The 16954-nt window shown below is 61.6% G+C and carries 18 protein-coding genes; 6 read left to right on the forward strand and 12 right to left on the reverse strand.

Going from position 1 to position 16954, the window contains the following annotated elements; translation table 11 throughout:
- Both ACK4FH_RS08540 and ACK4FH_RS08545 read left to right on the forward strand, forming a co-directional pair.
- A complete protein-coding gene (locus ACK4FH_RS08540; RefSeq protein WP_409812673.1) occupies positions 1-222 on the forward strand; it encodes a YnbE family lipoprotein in 222 nt (73 codons plus the stop codon).
- A gap of 14 nt (positions 223-236) precedes the next feature.
- Positions 237-587, forward strand: a complete 351-nt coding sequence (locus ACK4FH_RS08545; RefSeq protein WP_409812675.1) for a YdbL family protein — start codon at positions 237-239, stop codon at positions 585-587.
- A 296-nt stretch (positions 588-883) separates the two neighbouring features.
- Here the strand turns inward: ACK4FH_RS08545 and cysQ are convergent, their stop codons facing one another.
- Positions 884-1687: a 3'(2'),5'-bisphosphate nucleotidase CysQ gene (gene cysQ, locus ACK4FH_RS08550; RefSeq protein WP_409812677.1), complete on the reverse strand. Its 804-nt coding sequence runs from the start codon at positions 1685-1687 to the stop codon at positions 884-886.
- A gap of 159 nt (positions 1688-1846) precedes the next feature.
- Between cysQ and chpT the strand changes: the two genes are divergently transcribed.
- On the forward strand, positions 1847-2509 hold the full coding sequence (gene chpT / locus ACK4FH_RS08555; protein ID WP_409812679.1) for a histidine phosphotransferase ChpT: 663 nt from the start codon (positions 1847-1849) through the stop codon (positions 2507-2509).
- Positions 2510-2579: 70 nt separating this feature from the next.
- On the opposite strand, the gene ctrA is transcribed toward chpT, so the two are convergent.
- Positions 2580-3287, reverse strand: coding sequence for a response regulator transcription factor CtrA (gene ctrA / locus ACK4FH_RS08560; RefSeq protein WP_409812681.1), 708 nt, complete (start codon positions 3285-3287; stop codon positions 2580-2582).
- A 379-nt stretch (positions 3288-3666) separates the two neighbouring features.
- Here ctrA and fliI point away from each other — a divergent pair, with 379 nt between their 5' ends.
- The 3 genes from fliI (at position 3667) to ACK4FH_RS08575 (ending at position 5985) form a co-directional block, all read left to right on the forward strand.
- On the forward strand, positions 3667-5004 hold the full coding sequence (fliI, locus tag ACK4FH_RS08565) for a flagellar protein export ATPase FliI (RefSeq protein WP_409812683.1): 1338 nt from the start codon (positions 3667-3669) through the stop codon (positions 5002-5004).
- A complete protein-coding gene (fliJ, locus tag ACK4FH_RS08570) occupies positions 5004-5414 on the forward strand; it encodes a flagellar export protein FliJ (RefSeq protein ID WP_409812685.1) in 411 nt (136 codons plus the stop codon). Before fliI ends, fliJ begins: the two co-directional genes overlap by 1 nt.
- A gap of 85 nt (positions 5415-5499) precedes the next feature.
- Positions 5500-5985 (forward strand): YajQ family cyclic di-GMP-binding protein, encoded by a 486-nt coding sequence (locus ACK4FH_RS08575; RefSeq protein ID WP_409812687.1) that lies wholly within the window; start codon positions 5500-5502, stop codon positions 5983-5985.
- A 9-nt stretch (positions 5986-5994) separates the two neighbouring features.
- Here the strand turns inward: ACK4FH_RS08575 and ACK4FH_RS08580 are convergent, their stop codons facing one another.
- The 10 genes from ACK4FH_RS08580 to ACK4FH_RS08625 form a co-directional block, all read right to left on the reverse strand.
- Positions 5995-6318, reverse strand: a complete 324-nt coding sequence (locus ACK4FH_RS08580; RefSeq protein WP_409812689.1) for a hypothetical protein — start codon at positions 6316-6318, stop codon at positions 5995-5997.
- Positions 6319-6630: 312 nt separating this feature from the next.
- Positions 6631-8724, reverse strand: a complete 2094-nt coding sequence (gene flhA, locus ACK4FH_RS08585; RefSeq protein ID WP_409815215.1) for a flagellar biosynthesis protein FlhA — start codon at positions 8722-8724, stop codon at positions 6631-6633.
- 72 nt (positions 8725-8796) lie between these two features.
- Complete coding sequence (locus tag ACK4FH_RS08590) at positions 8797-10164, reverse strand: sigma-54-dependent transcriptional regulator (RefSeq protein WP_409812691.1); 1368 nt, start codon at positions 10162-10164, stop codon at positions 8797-8799.
- 57 nt (positions 10165-10221) lie between these two features.
- Entirely contained in the window at positions 10222-10575 is a 354-nt protein-coding gene (gene fliN, locus ACK4FH_RS08595; protein WP_409812693.1) for a flagellar motor switch protein FliN, read from the reverse strand.
- A gap of 24 nt (positions 10576-10599) precedes the next feature.
- On the reverse strand, positions 10600-11289 hold the full coding sequence (locus ACK4FH_RS08600; RefSeq protein WP_409812695.1) for a hypothetical protein: 690 nt from the start codon (positions 11287-11289) through the stop codon (positions 10600-10602).
- A gap of 36 nt (positions 11290-11325) precedes the next feature.
- Positions 11326-12351: a flagellar motor switch protein FliG gene (fliG, locus tag ACK4FH_RS08605; protein WP_409812697.1), complete on the reverse strand. Its 1026-nt coding sequence runs from the start codon at positions 12349-12351 to the stop codon at positions 11326-11328.
- A gap of 11 nt (positions 12352-12362) precedes the next feature.
- Complete coding sequence (gene fliF, locus ACK4FH_RS08610; protein ID WP_409812699.1) at positions 12363-14027, reverse strand: flagellar basal-body MS-ring/collar protein FliF; 1665 nt, start codon at positions 14025-14027, stop codon at positions 12363-12365.
- 293 nt (positions 14028-14320) lie between these two features.
- Positions 14321-14596 (reverse strand): DUF1153 domain-containing protein, encoded by a 276-nt coding sequence (locus ACK4FH_RS08615; protein WP_409666900.1) that lies wholly within the window; start codon positions 14594-14596, stop codon positions 14321-14323.
- Between the two features lie 132 nt (positions 14597-14728).
- Complete coding sequence (locus ACK4FH_RS08620; protein ID WP_409812701.1) at positions 14729-15409, reverse strand: flagellar hook assembly protein FlgD; 681 nt, start codon at positions 15407-15409, stop codon at positions 14729-14731.
- A gap of 18 nt (positions 15410-15427) precedes the next feature.
- Positions 15428-16909 carry a flagellar hook-length control protein FliK gene (locus ACK4FH_RS08625; protein ID WP_409812703.1) on the reverse strand — a complete coding sequence of 494 codons (1482 nt, stop codon included), beginning with the start codon at positions 16907-16909 and terminating at the stop codon, positions 15428-15430.
- Positions 16910-16954: the final 45 nt, after the last annotated feature.

Below are 16954 nucleotides of genomic sequence, written 5' to 3' on the forward strand. Positions count from 1 at the left end.
ATGTACAGAAATCAAGCCTTCGAACTCCGGCGGCACCGTGCCATGGCATTCGTGGTCGCTGCGACTTGCCTCGTCGTGGCTGGCTGCAATCCGACGGTGAAGATCGAGGCGCCGGACAAGCCCATCGAAATCAATCTGAATGTGAAGATCGAGCAGGAGGTGCGCGTCCGGGTCGACCGCGATCTCGACGATCTTCTTGCCAAGAACCCCGACCTGTTCTGAGGGAGAACTGGATCATGTATGCAATCGCAAAGCGCCATCTCCCGCTTGCCCTGTTTCTTTTCGTCTTTCTGGCCGTTTCCCCTGCATGGGCGATGGATCTCGACTCCGCCAAGGCGCAGGGCCTCGTCGGCGAGAAGCTGAACGGTTATGTTGGTATCGTTACGGCCTTGCCCACGCCGGAAGTGTCGAACATGGTGGACGAGATCAATCGCCGCCGCCGGGGCTCCTATCAGGAAATCGCCAACAGGACGCCGGGCGCGACGCTTGCCTCGGTCGAGGTGCTGGCGGGTGAAAAGCTGATCCAGCGAACGCCTTCGGGCCAGTTCGTGGAGACAGCGCCCGGGCGCTGGGTGAAGAAGCCCTGATCTGACCCGTTTCGGCACGCGCGCGCCCATATTGGAGCGCATGGTGCGGGAATACTGGCTTCGAATGCCGGTTTGCGGTCCATTCCCGCCCGCCCGGCGCGGCATATGCCTTGCAAATTACTTTGCAGCAAGCTCTTCCGCCCGCCGTTTCATCCGCGTGGCGGAGCCGGTGCGGGCCTCCGACGGTCGGGGGGCCAGTTCGCAGTCCGCACCGGTCAGCTCGCTTTATCCGACGGCCTCGACAGCACCGCGCCCGGATCCGCTTTCAGCGGGTCCGGGCAGGGTGCCGCGCGTTCTCAAACAAGTATGCCGCGAGCAACGAAGAAGGGATTGTCGAGCCCGCGTTCCGTCTTGCCATAGATGAGCGGTGTGCCGTCGAGCTGGGTTACGCTGCCACCCGCCGCAGCAAGTACGGCGTGTCCGGCGGCTGTATCCCATTCCATGGTGCGGCCATGACGGGGATAGAGATCGGCTTCGCCTGCTGCGATGACGCAGAATTTGAGCGACGAGCCGGCGGCGAGAAATTCCTTCACCTTGTAGAGGTTCAGATATTCGTCGGTCTTGGTGTCGCGATGGGTGCGGCTTGCAATGACGACGAGCCCGTCGTCTGCGGGTCTGCGCGCAGAGATCGCGTGTGAGGGGCCTTCGCTGCTTCCCTTGCTGCAGGCAGCAACCGTCTCCTCGAAAGCGTGTCCCTTGCCGTATCCGAAGAACATGCGCTCCTTTGCGGGCGCATAGACGACACCCGCGACCGGCAACCGGCCTTCGATGAGCGCGATGTTGACCGTGAATTCACCGTTCTTGTTGATGAACTCCTTGGTGCCGTCGAGCGGGTCGACAAGGAAGAAAGCGTGCCCGACATCGGGAATATGACCCGCGGCGGCGGCCTCTTCGGAAACGATGGGAATGTCGGGGGCAACGCGGCGCAGCTCGGCAAGGATGATCGCCTCGGCATCATTGTCAGCTGCCGTGACCGGGCTGTTGTCGTCCTTCCGGATCACTTCGAAATCGGTGCGATAGTGATCCATGATGGCGGCGCCGGCCATCAGGGCGATGCGGCGCAGTTCGCGGGTCAGGCCCGCCTTGTCGGAAATTGTCAAAACTCTGGTCCCTGGCATCTGCCGGCCCCGCATTCTTGCCGATCTGGTCCGGTCCTCGCCATGTGGGAGAGGTTGCCGCAAGTCGGGCAGGGCTGGCATTGAAGGCGGTGCAATGCTATCAGGCTTTCTAGACTTTCAGGGGTGCCGGGGCAATTCGATATGAGCGAAGCAACCGAAGTTTCCGCGCTTGAGCTTGCAGCTTTGATGTGCAGCCGGGTGTGCCACGATGTCATCAGCCCGGTGGGGGCGATCACCAACGGGCTTGAGGTGCTCGCGGATGATGACGATCCCGAGATGAAGGCCCATGCGATGGAGCTCATTACCAAGAGCGCCGCGCAGGCCTCGGCGAAGCTGCAGTTCGCACGGCTCTGTTTCGGGGCCGCCGGTTCGGCGGGGGCCGAACTCGATCTTCAGGACGCGAAGGCTGTGGCCGAAGGCCTCATGGCGGGGGAGAAGGCATCGCTTGCCTGGGATGCGCCTGCTGCGACCATCGGCAAGGACTATGTGAAACTGCTTCTCAACATGGTGCTGATCGGCATGGCCGCCATTCCGCGCGGCGGAGAGGTAGCGGTGACGGTCGAAGGCGATCTCGCAAAACCGGTATTGCGTGTCCGCTCGACAGGGCAGGCTGCGCGCGTGCCGGAGGAAACGGACAAGTTTCTCGGCGGGCGGGCGGCGGACCGTTTCCTCGATGCGCGCGCCGCGCAACCTTATTTCACGGGGCTTGTCGCGCGTTCGCTCGGTCTGACGATCAATGCGCGGATGGATGCCGATGCCTTTGTGATCGAGGCCTATTTCGCCGATGCGGGCGCCGGCGTCTGATCCTGGTTCGTGGCCGGAAAGAAAAGGGCGCCGGTGAGGCGCCCTTTGCATTTCAGCATCTGTCCTGCCGTCAGGCCGAGGCCTTGGCAGGCATTGCCGCTTCCGACGGATCGCGAAGCACATAGCCGCGTCCCCACACCGTTTCGATGTAGTGATCGCCGCCGGTCGATACGGCGAGCTTCTTGCGCAGCTTGCAGATGAAGACGTCGATGATCTTGAGTTCCGGCTCGTCCATGCCGCCATAGAGATGGTTGAGGAACATCTCCTTGGTGAGCGTGGTGCCCTTGCGGAGCGAAAGCAGCTCCAGCATCTGATATTCCTTGCCGGTCAGGTGGACGCGGTTGCCTTCGACCTCGACAGTCTTGGTGTCGAGATTGACGGTGAGCTTGCCCGTGTTGATGACCGACTGCGAGTGACCCTTGGACCGGCGCACCACGGCATGGATGCGGGCGACCAGCTCATCCTTGTGGAAGGGCTTCGTCATGTAGTCGTCGGCGCCGAAGCCGAGTCCACGGACCTTGTTCTCGATGCCGGCAAGGCCGGAGAGAATGAGGATCGGCGTGGTGATCTTGCCGACGCGCAGCGATTTCAGCACGTCATAGCCGCTCATATCCGGCAGGTTCAGGTCGAGAAGGATAATGTCGTAGTCGTATAGCTTCCCGAGATCGACGCCTTCTTCGCCGAGGTCGGTCGTGTACACATTGAACCCGTCCGACTTGAGCATCAGCTCGATGCTCTGTGCCGTCGCGCTGTCGTCTTCGATGAGCAGAACTCGCATTGGTCCCCCTCCGGCGATCCTCGATAGCCCCGATCGCCGTGGCTTGGTTAATCCGTATTTCCGGACATTAATGCGAATTGGTTAACAAAGGTTAATCGGAACGGAAAAAATTCAGAAAAATTTACGGGTCGGTCCGCAAGTCATTGGAATACGGCGATTCTGACAGAAATCCACCCTTTTGGACAGGTTCCATAATGAAGGAACCCGGGGCCGGGAAGTTAAATTCCTGCCTTGAAAGCCTTGGCCGTGGCCGGTTTTCAGGGTTTACGCCGTCTTAAAGTCTTCGCGGCATGATCCTCCAGCGGCGGCGGCTTCTTTGGGCCAACGTCAAAACCGGCTTTGGCGGCAGTAGCTGCCACAAGAGGGAGCCTGGAGGCCAGTGCAGGCATTGTTGGCGGAAATCGGCGCGCTTCCCGAAGTGAAGCATTACGGGCGCGTTGTGAGCATTCAGGGGCTTACGGTCGAGGTGGCCGGGCCGCTGCACGCCATGGGTATTGGCAGCCGCCTTTCGGTGTCGAACCGTGCGGGCGAGCAGGTAATCTGCGAGGTGGTCGGGTTTCGCGACAATCGCGCGCTTTGCCTCCCGTTCGGCGCGCTTTCCGGCATCGGGGTGGGCTGCAAGGCAGTGCTTTCCGCGGACGAGCCGCACATCTATCCCTCATCCGCCTGGCTTGGCCGGGTGGTCAATGCATTCGGCGAGCCGATCGACGGCAAGGGCCCGATCGCGCAGGGCGCCGTCCCCTATCCGCTGCGCAATACGCCGCCGCCTGCCCATATGCGCCAGCGCGTGAAGGGCAAGGTCGATCTCGGCGTCCGCGCGCTCAATACATTCACGACCGTCTGCCGCGGCCAGCGCATGGGCATCTTTGCCGGCTCGGGCGTCGGCAAATCGGTCCTGCTGTCGATGCTTGCGCGAAATACGGCCTGCGATGTCTCGGTGATCGGTCTGATCGGCGAGCGCGGCCGTGAAGTTCAGGAATTCATTGAGGACGATCTGGGGCCGGAGGGGCTCGCGCGCTCGGTCGTCGTCGTGGCGACCTCGGACGAGCCGGCGCTGATGCGCCGGCAGGCCGCCTATCTCACGCTTTCGCTGGCCGAATATTTCCGCGACCGCGATGAAGACGTGCTTTGCATGATGGACAGCGTAACGCGCTTTGCCATCGCCCAGCGCGAGATCGGACTTTCGACCGGCGAGCCGCCGACGAGCAAGGGCTATACGCCGACCGTGTTTGCAGAACTTCCGAAACTTCTCGAGCGGGCAGGGCCCGGTATGGGCAAGGGCAGCATCACAGGCCTCTTCACCGTGCTTGTCGATGGCGATGATCACAACGAGCCGGTGGCCGATGCCGTTCGTTCCATTCTCGACGGTCATATCGTCATGGAGCGCGCCATTGCCGAACGCGGGCGCTATCCCGCGATCAATATTCTCAAATCCGTTTCGCGCACCATGCCGGATTGCAACGCGCTGGAAGAAAACGATCTGATCCGCCGCGCGCGGGGGCTGCTTTCGACCTATGACGACATGGAAGAGCTGATCCGGCTCGGTGCCTACCGGCCCGGATCGGACCCGCTGGTCGATGAGGCGATCCATTATCAGCCGGCAATCGAGGCCTTTCTCGCGCAGCGAAAGGACGAGGCGACGAGCCTTGCCGATGGCTATGCGGCGCTGGCTGACATTCTGGACAGGCAGCCCGTGACGGACGAGGAGGCTGAGTGATGCGCAACCGCGAATCCCTGATCCGGCTTCACAAGTTCCAGGTGGATGAAAAGCGCCGCAAGGTAGCCGAGCTTGAACTCATGCTGGCCGAATTTCGCCAGCGCGAGCGCGATCTGGAAGCACAGGTCGAGGCCGAGCAACGCAAGGCCGGCATTTCGGACGTGGCCCATTTCGCCTATCCGATGTTTGCCAAATCGGTGATCCGGCGCCGCGAAAACATCCTCGAATCCATCGAGGGGATAGAAGTTCAGCTCGAAGTGGCAAAAGAGGAGCTTTCCGCCGCGTTCCGGGAACTCAAGAAGTACGAGCTTCTCGAAGACAGCCGCAAGCGCAAGGTCCGAAAGGCAGCGATGCGCGTGGAGCAGGCTGAACTCGACGAGATCGCGCTCACCATTCATCGCGGTCATTGAGCGGCGCAATCCGCCGAATCGCTCTTTCCACTGCAGCATGCTTCGTTAGAATGACCGTAGCGACAACGAGCAGCGGTCAACGTCCATGCCTTCCTTCGACATCGTTTCCAAGACGGATCTCGCCGAGATCGACAACGCGCTCCAGAACGTGATGCGCGAGATTTCCCAGCGCTACGACTTCAAGGGGTCGAATTGCAGCGTTGAGCGGAACGAGCAGGAGCTCACCATCAAGGCCGATGACGACCTGAAGCTGAAGCAGATGCATGAACTGCTGCAGGGGCATCTGGCGCGCCGGCAGATCGAGGCCGGTATTCTCGACTACAAGGAGCCGGAAAAGGCAGCGGGGCAGAGCGTGCGCCAGAAAGTTGGAATCCGCGAAGGCATCGACAAGGAACTGGCGAAGCGCATCGTCAAGGATATCAAGGGATCGGGTATCAAGGTTCAGGTCGCCATTCAGGGCGACGAACTGCGGGTGTCGGGCAAGAAGCGCGATGATCTGCAAGAGGTCATTCAGTTTGTGAAGGGGCTGAAAATCGATCAGCCCCTCCAGTATGAGAATTTCCGCGATTGAGGCGCGGTGCTAGCCGCGGAAGAAGAGGCGCCGCACCATATAGATCAGGCTGATCGCGATCAGATATCCGACAAAGCGAATGCCGACGAGTTGCAGCACTTCCATGTTGAGATAGTCAGGCAGCGGGTTCGCTGCGCCTGCATAGAAATTGCGGCCGATATTGACGAGCTCGTGTACCACGGTCGCGCCGACTGCATAGACCAGGATGCGGCTATAGCGGCTCATCAGGATGGCGGCGATAAGCGCGATGACCAGTCCCTGAATCGAATTGACCGTGTCGAAACCCATTCGGGCCCAGGCGAGCGCCTGGTTCAGAATTTCGTTGAGATCCATCTTGTCCCCCCTCAAGCGGTTACTTCGGAAGAGCCCCCTCTTCCAATGCGAAGCGTACTGCGCCTGCCACCACGCTGGCGCCGCACACGGTTGCGTGGCGAGAGGTTAGCCCAAAATGGGACAAGGTCTAGGTGTTTGCGGTGCAAAAAACGTCAGCCTGCGTTGCAAACCTGTCACAAGGGCTCCGGGATGGCGGCTTTCCGCCCTTTTTTCACAGTGAGTTTCCTTGCGTGGCGAGCTGCCGGCCGGGCTTTGAAAAGCCCTGGCCGGCAGGTTCGGCCTCTCGAATTGAACAATGCCGGTTTGCCTGTATCACACGCTGCCGACTGTGCGCAGTTTGATGCGCGGGTGGATTTCGTTCTGCGACATGACGAATGTCTGCGGACGGAACCTTTCCACGATCGACCGGACATAGGGCCGCACGCCGGGGCTCGTCAGCAGCACGGGAACGTCGCCCGCCTGTGCAGCTTCCTCGAAGCGGTCGCGCATGGTGCCGATGAACTCCTGCAAGAGGGACGGCTGCATCGCGAGCTGCTTCTCTTCGCCCTGGCCGACAAGCGACTCTGCGAAAGCCTGTTCCCAGCGCGGCGACATGGTGACGAGCGGCAAGGCGTTGTTCTGGTCGCTATGTGCGGCGCAGATCTGGCGGGCAAGGCGAGCACGCACATGTTCGGTGATGAGCGTCAGGCTTTGCGTGTGGCCCACGGCTTCCGCGATGCCTTCCATGATGGTCGGCAGGTCGCGAATTGAGATTCGCTCCGTGAGCAGCGTTTGGAGCACACGCTGGATACCCGTGATCGTGATCTGCGAAGGCACCAGGTCTTCCACGAGCTTCTTGTGTTCCTTGCCGAGTTCGTCGAGCAGCTTCTGTACTTCCGCATAGGAGAGCAGGTCGGCCATGTTGTCCTTGATGATCTCGGTCAGATGCGTCGTCAGCACCGTCGGCGGATCGACGACCGTGTAGCCGCGGAAGGAGGCTTCCTCGCGCAGACCTTCGTCGATCCATGTCGCCGGCAGGCCAAAAGCAGGCTCTGTTGTGTGGAGACCCGGCAACTGGATCTGGCCGCCATGCGGGTCCATGACCAGCAGCTGGCCGACATAGACTTCGCCGCGGCCCGACTCGACTTCCTTCACGCGGATCATGTAGCTGTTCGCGTCGATCTGCACATTGTCGAGGATGCGGACGGAAGGCATGACGAAGCCCATGTCGCTCGCGATCTGACGGCGCAGCGCCTTGATCTGGTCGGTGAGCTTCTGGTGATCCTTGCCGTTGATGAGTGGCAGCAAGGCGTAGCCGATTTCAAGGCGCAGTTCGTCCATCTTCAGGGCAGTGCTGATCGGCTCGTCTGCGACAGGCGCAGCCTTTGCTTCGCTTTCCCGCGCCGCTTCGGCGTCCACCACGCGTTGTTTTCGCGTTCGTGTCAGATAATAGGCAAGGCCGCCCGCACCGCCGGCAAGCGCAAGGAAGGGGATTGCGGGCAAGCCCGGAAGGAAAGCCATCGTTCCCATGACGAAGGACGACATGCCGAGCGCCTGCGGATAACCGGAAAGCTGGTCGAAAAGAGCCTGGTCGGCGGCGCCTTCGACACCCGCCTTGGAAACGAGGAGGCCGGCCGCGGTCGAGACGATCAACGCGGGGATCTGGCTGACGAGGCCGTCGCCGATTGTGAGCAGCGTGTAGGTGTGTGCCGCATCGCCGAAATTCATACCGTTCTGGGCAACGCCGACGATGATGCCGCCGACTATGTTGATGAAGGTGATGAGCAGGCCGGCGACGGCGTCGCCGCGAACGAATTTCGAGGCACCGTCCATCGCACCGAAGAAGGAGCTTTCCTTTTCCAGGTTCGAGCGGCGCTCGCGGGCTTCCTTTTCGTCGATCAGGCCGGCCGATAGATCGGCGTCGATCGCCATTTGCTTGCCGGGCATGGCATCGAGTGTGAAGCGCGCCGCGACTTCCGCGATACGGCCCGAACCTTTCGTGATGACGACGAAGTTCACGATCACGAGGATCGAGAAGACGATCACGCCAATCACGAAATTGCCCTGCATCACGAAATTGCCGAAGGCCTCGATGACTTTGCCGGCGCTGTCCGTGCCTTCATGGCCCTCGCCGAGAATGAGGCGTGTGGAAGCGAGGTTGAGTGCGAGGCGCAGCATCGTTGCGATCAGCAATACGGTCGGGAAGGCGCTGAATTCCAGCGGCTTCTGGATGAAGAGCGCCGTCATCAGCACGAGTACGGAGAAGGTAATCGAGATGGCGAGCGAGAAATCGAGTAGGAAGGCAGGCAGCGGCAGAATGAGGACGACGATGATTGCCATGACGCCAAGCGCAAGGGCAAGGTCGCCGCGCTTTGCAAGACTCGACATGACGCTGCCAGGCGTTACATCGGACAGTCCGTCGAACATTCCCTTTTTCGGGGCAGCGCCGCTCGCGTCACTCATTTATAAGGTTCCAACCTGCGCAGGAATGATGGTTGTTCAGCCGAATTGCGGGCGGGCTTCGCCCGGCGTGGGGATGGAGACGCCCTGCTCGCCATATTCCTTGAGCTTGTTGCGCAAGGTGCGGATCGAGATACCGAGAATGTTTGCCGCGTGGGTGCGGTTGCCGAAGCAGTGATCGAGCGTCTGCAGGATCAGATCCTGTTCGACTTCGGCAACTGTCTTGCCGACAAAGGCGCGTGAGGCGGCATCTGCCGCAGCGGCCGCCTTCTGGGCGACGCCGCCAAGCGGCGCTTCGTCGAGCTTCGTGCCGTCGGGGAGGCGGATCGCGTTGACGTCGATCTCGTCGGCGGTCGAAAGCAGGACCGCACGGTGCATCGTGTTTTCGAGTTCGCGCACATTGCCGTTCCAGCGATGGCGGGTAAGGAAGCCCCGCGCTTCGATGGAAAGTGCCTTGGGCGCGAGCCCGTTTGCCTTTGCGTAGCGAGCGGAGAAATGATCGGCGAGCGCGAGAATATCGGCAGGCCGCTCACGCAGAGCCGGGAGTTGAAGGTTCACGACATTCAGGCGATAGAAAAGGTCTTCGCGGAAACGTCCAGCACGGGCCTCCGACTGAAGATCACGGTTCGATGTGGCGATAATGCGGATATTAACCTTAACCGGTGTTTTTCCGCCGACACGGTCGATTTCGCGCTCCTGGATCGCCCGCAGGAGCTTTGCCTGAAGCCGAATATCCATTTCGCTGATTTCGTCGAGCAGCAGCGTCCCGCCATCGGCTTCCTCGAATTTGCCGATGCGCCGCGCAACAGCGCCGGTGAAGGCACCCTTTTCGTGGCCGAAGAGTTCGGATTCGAGGAGATTTTCAGGGATGGCAGCGCAGTTCACCGATATGAACGGCTTGTCGCGGCGAAGCGAGCGGTCATGAACATAGCGTGCCATGACTTCCTTGCCGGTGCCGGATTCACCCGTGATAAGGATCGAGGCTTCGGAAGCGGCCACCTGATCGGCGAGCCTCACGACATCGGCCATCTTCGCGTCCTTGAAGATGAGGGCGTGGCTGTCTTCCGCGACGGCAGCAAGAACGGCGGCGATGAGTTCGGCATCGGGCGGCAGCGGGATATACTCCTTCGCGCCGGCACGGATGGCGTTTACAGCGGCGCGGGCGTCGGTTTCGACGCCGCAGGCCACCACGGGAATGCAGATGTGCTCGGCCTGAAGCCGGGGAATGAGGCTGGAAATGTCGGCGGCAACATCGACCATCATCAGGTCGGCACCACGGCCCGCCCGCAGGGTTTCGATCGCCTGATCGACCGTTTCCGTATGCGTCACCTTGGCGCCCTTCGACATCGCCATCTTGGTGGCGGTTGAGAGCTGTCCGTTCAGGGTTCCGACGATCAGAAGGCGCATCTGCGGCTCCTCTACTTTCTAATGCGGTTACGTGTCAGTCCGTTTCAGGGCGATAGATCAGCTAACGCCGCCCTTGACGATTTCGGTCATGGTCACGCCAAGGCGGTCGTCGACGACCACGACTTCGCCGCGCGCGACAAGGCGGTCATTGACGTAGATGTCGATCGCTTCGCCGACCTTGCGGTCGAGTTCGACGACAGCGCCACGGCTGAGCTTGAGAAGGTTCGACACCTCCATATGCGTCTTGCCGAGAACGGCCGATACATTGACCGGCACGTCGAAGACGGCTTCGAGGTCATGCGCCGTGCGCGTCTGGTCTTCCTCCTCGATGCTCAGTGCCGGCACGTCTGCGGAAAGCGGTTCCGCGTCAGTGAGGTCGGGGAGGGTAACTTCTTCGTCCTGATCGGCCATGGTCATGTGCTCCTTGGAAATTTCTTACGACTGCGTTGCGCCATTGCGCGGTGCGGGTTCCGGCATGGCAAGCGCGTCGTGGTCCTTGTGTGCAGGCGCCAGCGTTTCGACGTAACGCGCGACAATCTGATTGATCTCGGCCTCTATTTCCGCACGGTCGCGAACGACGCCGCCATCCGCCCATTCTACAACGCAATCGCCTTCGGTCATTGCCGGTTCGCCGAGCAGGATGACGCGGCCGGAAAGCCCGCGTTCCATTGCCATCTGGTCGACCGCACCCTTCAGGCGTTCGACGAGAGGTGTGGAGACGCGAAGCAGAATGTGCGGCTCGCGGTTCAGATGGGTGAGGCAGTCGCGGAAAACCGCTTCGATCTCGGTTTCGGGACGGGTCGCTATCATGGCCGGCGCGAGCTTGCGGGCGATTTCAACCGCGGCGGTAATCGATTCACGGCGGGCAATCGCGGTCTGGCTGTCGAGCGCGGCCAGGAGGGCGCCAGCGCTCTCGGCAAGTTGCCGCATGGCGGCATTCAGGCTTTCGTCGGCGCGGGCAGCGGCTTCGCGTTCTCCGGCGGCAAGGCCTTCCGCATATCCGAGCTTGCGGGCATTTTCGACATCCGCCTCCGTCACGCGCATTTCGACTTCCGGCGCGCGCGCGGCGGCAGCCGGCCGTTCACCGAAATACGTGTCGAAGGTAAATTTCACTGCCTGCTTCATAATTCTGCCTGGTTGCCTTTTCGATATGTCCGGCGATCAGTAGATGAGTTCGTTGTCGGCGTTGTCCGATGCGATCATGATCTCGCCCTTGTTCGCGAGGTCCTTGGCGACGTTGACCATCATCATCTGTGCTTCGTCCACGTCCTTGAGGCGGACAGGGCCCATCATTTCCATGTCTTCGCGCATGATCTTGGCGGCGCGTTCCGACATGTTGGCGAAGAACAGGTCGCGCAGCGCGTCCGACGAGCCCTTGAGCGCAATGGCGAGCTTGTTCTTGTCCACGGCACGAAGCAGGGTCTGCACGCCGCCCGGATCGAGACGGCCGAGATCTTCGAAGGTGAACATGAGCGCCTTGATGCGGTCGGCGCTTTCGCGGGCGCGCTCCTCGAGAGCGGCGAGGAAGCGGCCTTCCGTCTGACGGTCGAAATTGTTGAAGATTTCGGCCATGAGTTCATGGCTGTCGCGGCGATTTGTGCGCGACAGGTTCGACATGAATTCAGAGCGCAGCGTCTGTTCGACCTTGTCGAGAATTTCCTTCTGCACCGACTCCATGCGCAGCATGCGGGTCACAACCTCGAGGGCAAAATCCTCGGGCAGATGCGTCAGCACGCGGGCGGCATGTTCAGAGCGGATTTTCGTCAGGACGACAGCGACAGTTTGCGGATATTCGTTCTTGAGGTAGCTCGCAAGCACGGCCTCGTTCACATTGCCGAGCTTTTCCCACATGGTGCGGCCGGCGGGACCCCGAATCTCGTCCATGACGGAGTTCACGCGGTCTTCCGGCAGGAAGCGCATCAAGAGCCGTTCGGTCGATTCATAAGAGCCGACAAGGGCGCCGGTTCCCGAGACTTTCGAGGCAAATTCGACGAGCAGCTTTTCGACCGTGCCGGCCTGGATCGTGCCGAGCGAGGACATGATCTGGGACATTTCCCTGATTTCGTCTTCGTCGAACATTTCCCAGAGCGGCGCGGCGTCATCGGCCCCAAGCGCGAGCATGAAGATGGCGGCTTTCTGAGGGCCAGTCAGCGTCTTGTCGTCCTTGATTTTGGGTGCAGTTGCCACTTTTCAGATCCTCAAACCGCTTCGTGCAGCCAGCTGCGGAGAATGGAAATCGACTCATCGGGGTGGTTGTTGACGAGTTCGCCGATCTTGCGAACGGAAGACTGCTTCACCTTGCCCGCGACCTGCGCGATGTCGATCAGCATGTCTTCGCTGAGCTGGTCGGGAGAGGGCAGGGCACCGGCAATGTCGTCGCTTCCTTCGGGACCGGCGAGTGCCATGCTGGACGGGCCGCCAGCGAAGGCCGGCTGGGCGCTGCCGGCGCCTGCAACCCCCGGCGCAACGCGCGCGATGAGCGGGCGCAGGACGAAGAACATGGCGATCAGGGCGAGGACACCGATGACGGCAAGTTCGGCAAGCCGCATGATGTCGCCGCGGCCGAATTCGAAGAGACCGGGCTCGGAGGCGGCATCGTCCGTCCCGAAATCCACGCCCGGCGTTTCGGCGAACTGAAGGTTCACAACTTCCACCTGATCGCCGCGCGCCTCATCGAAGCCGATCGCCGATTTCACAAGCGCCTGGATCTTCGCGAGCTCTTCATTGGAGCGAGGCGTATAGACCATGTTGCCGTCCGGGCCCGGCGCATAGGCGCCATCCACAAGCACGGCGACGGAAAGCCGCTTGATGCGGCCCGGTTCCATGACTTCGGTCTTGGTTGTGCGGGAAATTTCGTAGTTGACCGTTTCTTCGGTGCGGTTCGATGCCTGGCGCGAGCCTGCCTCGCCCTCAGCTGCGCCCAGATTGGCGTTCGGAAGGTTGTTGCCGACGGTCACACCCTCGTTGCGCACGCCGTCGGAGCTGGTGGAGGAATCCTCCACCGTCTGCGTCGAGCGGACGACCTGACTTGCAGGGTCGAATGTGTCCGAGGTCTGTGTGACGCGGTTGTAATCCATCTGCGCCGCGACTTCGACGCGCGCCTTGTCGGCGCCGACCACGCGCTGAAGGATGTTTTCGAGATGCGTGCGCATCCTCGTTTCATAGTTGGTGCGGCGTTCGTCCACCGAGCTTGTCAGCATGGATTGCGTGTCGTCGCCGGCGCCGCTTGCGAGCAGCGTGCCGCGCTCGTCAACGATGGAGACGCGGCCCGGTGCAAGACCGTCCACGGCTGAGGAGACGAGATACTGGATGGCCTTCACCTGCTGCGTGGCAAGCGAATTGCGGGAAACCTTCAAAACGATCGAGGCGGTCGGCTCGCGGCGGTCGCGCGAAAAAAGTTCGCGCTCCGGCAATACGAGGTGGACGCGCGCGCCATCGATGCCTTCGATGGCGCGGATCGTGCGCGCCAGCTCGCCCTCGAGCGCGCGCAGGTGATTGATGTTCTGGACGAAGCTTGTGGTGCCGAGCGAGTCCGCGTTGTCGAAAATCTCGTAGCCCACGGTGCCGCCGGCGGGGAGACCCTTTCCGGCAAGGGTCATGCGCAGACGCAGAACCTGCGACTGCGGTACGTAGATCATGCTGCCATTGCCGCGGAGTTCGTAGGGCACTTTGGCGGTATCGAGTTCGGCGATCATTTTCGCCGCGTCCTCGACGCCAACATCGGAAAAGAGCAGAGCCTTGGGCTCGCCGCCCATGCGCAAGGCGATGAATCCGAAGAAGCCGAGCAGCGTCACGGCGACAAGCGCCAGTGCCGCAAGCCGGGCCATGCCCAGGGACTTGAGAAATTCAGAGAGACCGCTCACGAACCCACCTCATCTTGCCAGTGCGCAAGCGTGGACCCGTTCCTGGATCTGTGCCTGTGCCCGACAGAAGGGAGGGTGCAATTCCTTTGCCCCAGAACCCCGGTTCCCGATTGCCCGACCGGGGGCCCCTTGCCGCTAGGCAGAAATTACCGCCTGCAGCCTAAACAGATGTTTAACGCGCCCGGCAATTTTTGCCGGGCTGGCCGGATTCTGGGGTAGATCGAAAGAAAGCGCCGGCGGAGGGAGGTCCGCCGGCGCTCGAAAGACAGCAAGTACGCAGATACTCTTCTATCTCACTGCCTGTACTGCTGGACACGGGTCGCGCGCAGTCCCGCGAGCCCATGGCGTTCGATGGACCGTTGCCAGCTCAGGAATTCTTCCACCGTCAGCGTGTAGCGGCGGCAGGCGTCGTCCAAGCTGATCAGGCCGCCGCGAACGGCAGCGACCACTTCGGCCTTGCGACGGATCACCCAGCGCTTCGTGTCGGGTGGCGGCAGGTCAGCGACCGTGAGCGGGCTCCCGTCAGGGCCGATCACGTAATTGACCTTCGCGGTCTGGTGCTCACTCATCGAACTTTGTTCTCCGTACTCATCGCGTGGTGAGAGCATAGACGGGCGCCTTTTAAAAAACGGCTAAGTGCCTTGGTAAAATTTGTCCAAAATCAAAGGCTTAGGCGTGTCATTGCGGGACGGACCAGACCGTTAAAGGGCTGCTCCCGGCTGCTTTACCGCGGTGATCTGGGAATAACGGATTTGCGCACCGTTAATTGTCAGGAGTGGATCAGTCGAAGTCATGTCGATGGCAGTGACGATCCCGGTCGTGCGTGTATCGACGGCAACAGGCGCGCCATTGGCGGCATTGGCCGTCACCTTCAGGAAAAAGGTGCCGTCGGGAAGCTGGCTGCCATTGCTATCCTTGCCGTCCCAGGCGAATTGATGGTTGCCCTTGCTCGCATCCATCCTGGTCGTGAAGACCGTCGCGCCATCTGCATTGATGACTTGCAGCATGGTGTCCGGCGCATCGGCGGCGGTGGCGAAGCTCCATGTTGCTTCGCCATTCTGCAGCAGGGCGCCAGTGCCGGAGCCCGTGACTTCCTTGCCGAGAAGCGAAATGGCCCCGCTCGCATTCTGGATGGCATTTGCGGTCAGCAGCAGCTCCAGATTGCGATTGGTCTGAATCGACTGTTCGACGCCGGACATCTGCACCAGCTGTTGGGTGAACTGGTCCGAACTCATCGGGTTGGTCGGGTCCTGATGCATGAGCTGGGTCGTCAGCAGTCTCAGGAATGTGTCGAAGTTTCCGGCGAGCGCCGTGGCGGCCGCGGAAGACTTGCCGCCATAGGTGGCCGCCTGAACGGCGGCTGATGCTGAAGCGATATCCATGATCCGGTTTCCTTTGTGTCAGACGCGGATATCGACGCCGCCATCGGCGGCGAGGTTCACGTTGTAGACAGGCAGCAACTGCGTATCGTCGTCCTCATCGCCTGTGCCTGCTGCGCTGCCGCCATCGGCGGTTGACTGGCTGGAAGCATTTTCCTGCCCGTCCTTCAGCGAAAAGTTCAGACTGTCGCTGTCGGCCTGAAGGCCCGCATTGTTGAGCGCCTGCTGCAGGGCGCGCGCATCGCGCTGAAGAAGATCGAGGGTTTCAGGCCGTTCGACCGACATGTGCGCGACGACCTGGCCGTCCTTGCGGATTTCCATGCGGACATCGATCCGGCCCATCTCCGGCGGATCGAGCCGGATATCGAAGCGGCTGATGCCCTTCTGGAGATTGCGCGCCATCTGGAGTGCGATCGCGGCGGCAGGGACCTGTGTCGGGTGGCTCTGGCCGGGAAGGGTTCCGATACGTACGGTCGCGGACGCGCTATTGGCCTGTGCACTCTGCGGCAGGCTGCTCGCCGGCATGTCGAGCGCGAGGCCGGTGCCGCTCGTCTGCATGGAGGCGGGCATGAGCGGCGCGCCCTGTGCCTGCGGGGCAGCGGCGCGCAGGATCTGCTGAGCCATCTGCTGCACCGCCTGGAGCGCCGCCTTGGGAAGGTCGCCCGTCAGTTTCGCGTCGGCCTTCTTGCCTGCAAGCTGCTCGGCGGCTTCCTGGCCGAGACCCTTCGCGGGCTTCGTGTCTCCCGCCTGTTTCGCCTCGGGCATTGCGGCATCCGCATCGCCGTCCGTGGCGGCAATATCCGCCGGCTGGTTGGCAGCCATCTGGCCGCGGGGCTTTTCAGCGACAGTCTCGCCTGCTGACCTCATTTCCTTGGGGGCAGTCTCCTGTGAAGCAGGCTGGGCTGCCACGGTGTTCACACCGGACGCATCAGGCGTGGACTTGGCGGTTTTATCCGTCGCCTGCTCCGCCTCATCGGCGACATGGGCGTCGGGCTTTGCCGTTGCGGCAGGGTCAGCTTCAGGTGCCACCTCATTGGCCACAATCGAGATGGGTGCTTCGACGGCGGCATGCGGTGTTTCGGTTGCTGCGGTATCGGCTTTCGCCTGAGTTGCGGTCTCGACGGCCACTTCTTGCGTGGTGGCGTCGAAGGCGACCGCTTCGCCGGTCTTTCCGGCTGTCACCGCGTCCTCAAGCAGCGGCAGGGCTGCAGCTTCGGCGGCTTGCGGGCGGGCGGTCTCGTCCTTCGTCGTTTCCCGATCGTCACCGGCCTTGCGGCTTTCCGTCTTGTCGTCTCGCGTCTCGCGCGGACGTTCCGCGGTGCGTTCGGTGCGTTCCGGCGCGCGATCATCGCGCCGGCGGCCCGCATCCGAACGGGCATTTTCGGCGAGATGGCGAGCAAATTCATTCGCAGCCACGGCCGTCGTCACGCGGACGGAGCCTGGCTGAATCGAAAGCGCCTCGGAAGTCGTGCTGCGCTGTGTGGCCGAAGAAGACAAATCCATTGGGTCACCTGGTAGAAAATGCGGTCCATGCCCGATGAAGCAAGC

The sequence above is a fragment of the Parvibaculum sp. genome (genome assembly GCF_046297875.1).
GTDB lineage: Bacteria > Pseudomonadota > Alphaproteobacteria > Parvibaculales > Parvibaculaceae > Parvibaculum.

Excerpts from the sequence above, each read along its gene's own strand:
- ACK4FH_RS08540 (WP_409812673.1), top strand. The coding sequence starts at position 1 with ATGTACAGAAATCAAGCCTTCGAACTCCGGCGGCACCGTGCCATGGCA.
- ACK4FH_RS08545 (WP_409812675.1), top strand. The coding sequence starts at position 237 with ATGTATGCAATCGCAAAGCGCCATCTCCCGCTTGCCCTGTTTCTTTTC.
- chpT (WP_409812679.1), top strand. The coding sequence starts at position 1,847 with ATGAGCGAAGCAACCGAAGTTTCCGCGCTTGAGCTTGCAGCTTTGATG.
- ctrA (WP_409812681.1), bottom strand. The coding sequence starts at position 3,287 with ATGCGAGTTCTGCTCATCGAAGACGACAGCGCGACGGCACAGAGCATC.
- fliJ (WP_409812685.1), top strand. The coding sequence starts at position 5,004 with ATGCGCAACCGCGAATCCCTGATCCGGCTTCACAAGTTCCAGGTGGAT.
- ACK4FH_RS08575 (WP_409812687.1), top strand. The coding sequence starts at position 5,500 with ATGCCTTCCTTCGACATCGTTTCCAAGACGGATCTCGCCGAGATCGAC.
- ACK4FH_RS08580 (WP_409812689.1), bottom strand. The coding sequence starts at position 6,318 with ATGGATCTCAACGAAATTCTGAACCAGGCGCTCGCCTGGGCCCGAATG.
- flhA (WP_409815215.1), bottom strand. The coding sequence starts at position 8,724 with ATGTTCGACGGACTGTCCGATGTAACGCCTGGCAGCGTCATGTCGAGT.
- ACK4FH_RS08590 (WP_409812691.1), bottom strand. The coding sequence starts at position 10,164 with ATGCGCCTTCTGATCGTCGGAACCCTGAACGGACAGCTCTCAACCGCC.
- fliN (WP_409812693.1), bottom strand. The coding sequence starts at position 10,575 with ATGGCCGATCAGGACGAAGAAGTTACCCTCCCCGACCTCACTGACGCG.
- ACK4FH_RS08600 (WP_409812695.1), bottom strand. The coding sequence starts at position 11,289 with ATGAAGCAGGCAGTGAAATTTACCTTCGACACGTATTTCGGTGAACGG.
- ACK4FH_RS08615 (WP_409666900.1), bottom strand. The coding sequence starts at position 14,596 with ATGAGTGAGCACCAGACCGCGAAGGTCAATTACGTGATCGGCCCTGAC.
- ACK4FH_RS08620 (WP_409812701.1), bottom strand. The coding sequence starts at position 15,409 with ATGGATATCGCTTCAGCATCAGCCGCCGTTCAGGCGGCCACCTATGGC.
- ACK4FH_RS08625 (WP_409812703.1), bottom strand. The coding sequence starts at position 16,909 with ATGGATTTGTCTTCTTCGGCCACACAGCGCAGCACGACTTCCGAGGCG.